The organism is Bacillus manliponensis (genome assembly GCF_000712595.1).
Classification (GTDB): Bacteria; Bacillota; Bacilli; order Bacillales; family Bacillaceae_G; genus Bacillus_A; species Bacillus_A manliponensis.
On record NZ_JOTN01000054.1, the window covers coordinates 1 to 3425 of the forward strand.

Sequence of the window (3425 nt, forward strand, 5' to 3'; positions counted from 1 at the left end):
GATTGGGATAAATCAGGACGGCCAATTCCCAGAAAGTATGAATGAACAAATCAGTAATACTTTTCAAAATATAAGTAAAGTTTTAGAGTCTGAAGAATTAACTGCTGCTAACATTATAAAAGTGAATATATGGGCAACAGAACAAATTGATTGGGAACACATGGATTTTAAATGGGAACAATTATTTAATACTGAATATCCAGCAATGACAATTGGATATATTTCAGAATTAGGATTACCAGAAATTAAAATTGAAATAGAAATATGGGCAGCTAGACCATAATATAAATACACACTTCATTCCATTTGGAGAGCAGTTAGCATTTGCTAGCTGCTCTTTTACTTTTTAAAAAAGCACCAATATTTACCCAGTTACATTTTTTGATATCTTACATTTAAGCCTTCAAAAAAGTGGTTATATCACTAGAGTCCTCGTTAACAAACGGGACTTTTTTATACAAAATGAAATTTTTATACTCATCAGTCGTCTAACATTTACAAAACCTTAACAATTAACATATATCTATTCTTTTGAATATATGTTACCCTAATTAAGTCAGTCAAATTATTCTCTCTTGAAGATTCCCCTTTAAGACGCCCTAACTCCCCCCGTATAGTTAGGGCTTTTTCATTTTCAAATAGCGTTTTTATTCGAATTTACTTTCTAAAGGAATCTATTACTCCAAAAACAGCCTCAAAAATCGTGTGAAACACCTATGCTATCCCAAGCCCTTTAGCAATTAAAGATATTCCATAAAAGTGATGACACCATTATACCCGGCTTCCTCCAGGGCAAGGCAATATTTACGCAAAGTACTTGAGCCAATCCCTAAGTTCTTGGCTACCTCAGATTCCCAATAAGTTTGAGCCATATTTTGTCCTCCCTCTGTTCTCAGCTGTTCTTCAGTTGCTATGTAGTGTTTTCCTTCTTTAAAAAGGTACACCTTCTTTTTTAAATTTAAAGATTAGTTTTTAATTGTCTTTTGAAATTAGCCAGAGTTAAAAACAATAACCTAACTACTTTTTTATACAAGATTTTATACAAAATTTTGTACTACTACAGAACATTCATAAGCCGAAAAAACCGAGTATATCAACAATGTATAAAATCATATATAGAAACAGCAAGCAAGGACAACTTGTACCCATTTTTTAGGGGAAGAGAGAACAATCGTAACGTAAAACGCAAAGTAAGTTACAGAACATGTTAGATAAATAGAAGGAGCTTCTAATAAATAGAGGCTCCTTCTATTTACATGTACACACACGTATTATTCTATATGAGCAAATTTAACTTTATTTGGATCTACCTTTGCATTTGTAACTTTGACCTTTACGGAATAGGTAGCTTCTTCTAGAGAATTTATAGGGGCTGAAAATGGTTGGGAGGCTGAATGCTTATGGTTAGGGATAGTGGCACTTGTTACATATGATAGATCACCTATTAAATTATAAAACTCAAATACTACACGGCTTGGTTCTTGTTTATTAGATGAACTTATATCAGCAATCCCAATAAAAGTATTAAAATAAGGGTAGTATCTTATGGCATCCCCATCATAAAGCCAAAACTCACTTTCATTTATGGATGATTTTTCATTGTTAATTTGAGCGGAAACTGTATTCTGCACAGAACTATGAAATGCACTAAAAACCAGAAATCCTATACTCATTACTGGAATAAGAATTCTTTTTTTCACTTTAACCACCCCTTGAATTACATTTTTTAACAATTTCATGATAATCATTTTCCCCTAAAGTGTAAATGGTTATTTTTTTATTGGAATAGTCAAAAGTGATATGGTTAAGAAACGAGAAGCACCGAAAGATGTGATCGATAAAAAATAGCTCTCGTGTCTTCTTTCGTACCTTGGACCATGTATCCCTATCAAACTTTCAATATCTCTTCTACTCAGCTGCTCCTTACGTTTTTTCTTTTTCGCTTGATTCGATTGCTTTCTCCATTCCTGCAACTGTTCTTTAAAAGCTTTCATTTTCCCCACATCGCCCTTTTACAAAATAAAAAGGACACCACTCATAAGACAGTGAAAGCTACTGTTCTAATGAATTGGTGTCCTCTAGTTTTCTAGCCGGACTATATTCAAAAGATTATTTTGTTTAAATTTATCTTTCTCTTTTTACAAACTTCATTTGCGGTCTATCGGCACCTTCCATGCCCTCGACCTTCTTTATTAGTTCATCGATTCTCACCGAAAATAGTGCGTTATGTTAACCTCATATGGGTAAGGCATACATTAATCTTTTCTCCCGTTAATCATGATAAAATGAACAATAAGAAAATTCATGTAAGATAAAGGGAGGAAGATTTATGGTCAGTTTTGATACTTTGCTAGCTTTTGCACTTGTTTCACTTAGTATAGTTTGTTCACCTGGTCCTAACATGATTTATCTCATTTCCCGTTCTATTACGCAAGGACGTATGGCAGGATTCATTTCTCTGTTGGGTATCATGCTTGGCTTCATTATCTATATAATTGCAACCATGTTCGGACTTACAGTTCTTTTCATGACTGTTCCGGTTCTCTACGAAGCAATCAAGTGGGCAGGTGTCGTTTATTTGCTCTGGCTCGCCTGGAATTCAATTAAACCTGGTGCCACATCTATTATGGAACCTCATACGGTTTCTATTGAACCACCACGGAAGTTATTTCTGATGGGACTCATGACTAATCTATTGAATCCTAAGATTGCTATTTTGTATGTGTCACTTCTACCTCAATTTGAAGATCCTGAGAAGGGATCGATGCTTCTGCAAGGTGCAGTTTTGGGCCTTACACAAATAACTATTAGCTTTATAGTCAACCTCCTAATTGTATTTACAGCAAGTAGCATTGCCAAGTGGTTTGGCACACGTCCGACGTGGCTGCGAGTGCAACGTTGGCTCATGGCAAGCGTCTTGACAGGTCTTGCTGTGCGTCTTGCTTATGAACGCCGATAGTAAAGTCGTCCTGAGGGATGGCTTTACTTTTGACTAGCGTAGTTTCTTCCCAATTTGTTACAAGGTTAGATTCATGATAAATCCGACCTTCTCTACCCAAATATCTTTTTTGTTAAGTTTTGGGTTAGGTCCATTGTGAACCCAATCCTTTTACTTTTATTCTGTAGCTGCGATGAAACAAGGTGCCGTAAAATTATAGTGCTTAATAACCCATTCAAATGTTCTTTAAACAAATGAAGTATCTCCGTATTGCAACATAGTGTGGCAATGCTGACGCTCTTCTTCCGATAATTCATTCCATTCTACATACATCTTATCTTGTAAGCTAACTTCCCCCTCATAACACTCATTAAGATCTTCGTCACTGAAACCTGTTTGTTCCTTGTAGTATTCTTTTGCTTGTTCTTCCGTTTCAGCGTAAACCCATTTTCCCACATTACAAAGGAATTTCATGAACCTAAGACCT

5 protein-coding genes and 1 pseudogene are annotated in these 3425 nt (G+C 35.3%); 2 read left to right on the forward strand and 4 right to left on the reverse strand.

The genetic code is table 11. From position 1 onward, the window contains the following. Nucleotides 1-283 (forward strand): RidA family protein (locus BAMA_RS23035; protein WP_034644348.1); only part of this gene is annotated, 283 nt, incomplete at its 5' end. Between the two features lie 490 nt (nt 284-773). Here BAMA_RS23035 and BAMA_RS25490 read toward each other — a convergent pair. From BAMA_RS25490 to BAMA_RS23675, 3 genes and pseudogenes are all read right to left on the reverse strand, one after another. Then, nucleotides 774-872: pseudogene (locus BAMA_RS25490) on the reverse strand (DUF3967 domain-containing protein); the annotation flags it as partial. A 399-nt stretch (nt 873-1271) separates the two neighbouring features. After that, a complete protein-coding gene (locus tag BAMA_RS23040; protein WP_235184507.1) occupies nt 1272-1739 on the reverse strand; it encodes a hypothetical protein in 468 nt (155 codons plus the stop codon). A gap of 30 nt (nt 1740-1769) precedes the next feature. Continuing rightward, nucleotides 1770-1994 carry a hypothetical protein gene (locus BAMA_RS23675; protein ID WP_157406071.1) on the reverse strand — a complete coding sequence of 75 codons (225 nt, stop codon included), beginning with the start codon at nt 1992-1994 and terminating at the stop codon, nt 1770-1772. Nucleotides 1995-2329: 335 nt separating this feature from the next. On the opposite strand from BAMA_RS23675, the gene BAMA_RS23050 reads away from it, so the two are divergent. Further along, nucleotides 2330-2959, forward strand: coding sequence for a LysE family translocator (locus BAMA_RS23050; protein ID WP_034644349.1), 630 nt, complete (start codon nt 2330-2332; stop codon nt 2957-2959). Between the two features lie 225 nt (nt 2960-3184). Here BAMA_RS23050 and BAMA_RS23055 read toward each other — a convergent pair. After that, nucleotides 3185-3425: hypothetical protein (locus BAMA_RS23055; RefSeq protein ID WP_338022323.1), on the reverse strand; the 241-nt coding region annotated here is incomplete at its 5' end.

What these genes read in the sequence shown, in the direction of transcription:
- BAMA_RS23050 (WP_034644349.1), top strand. Translation starts at nt 2,330, where the DNA reads ATGGTCAGTTTTGATACTTTGCTAGCTTTTGCACTTGTTTCACTTAGT.
- BAMA_RS23675 (WP_157406071.1), bottom strand. Translation starts at nt 1,994, where the DNA reads ATGAAAGCTTTTAAAGAACAGTTGCAGGAATGGAGAAAGCAATCGAAT.
- BAMA_RS23040 (WP_235184507.1), bottom strand. Translation starts at nt 1,739, where the DNA reads ATGAAATTGTTAAAAAATGTAATTCAAGGGGTGGTTAAAGTGAAAAAA.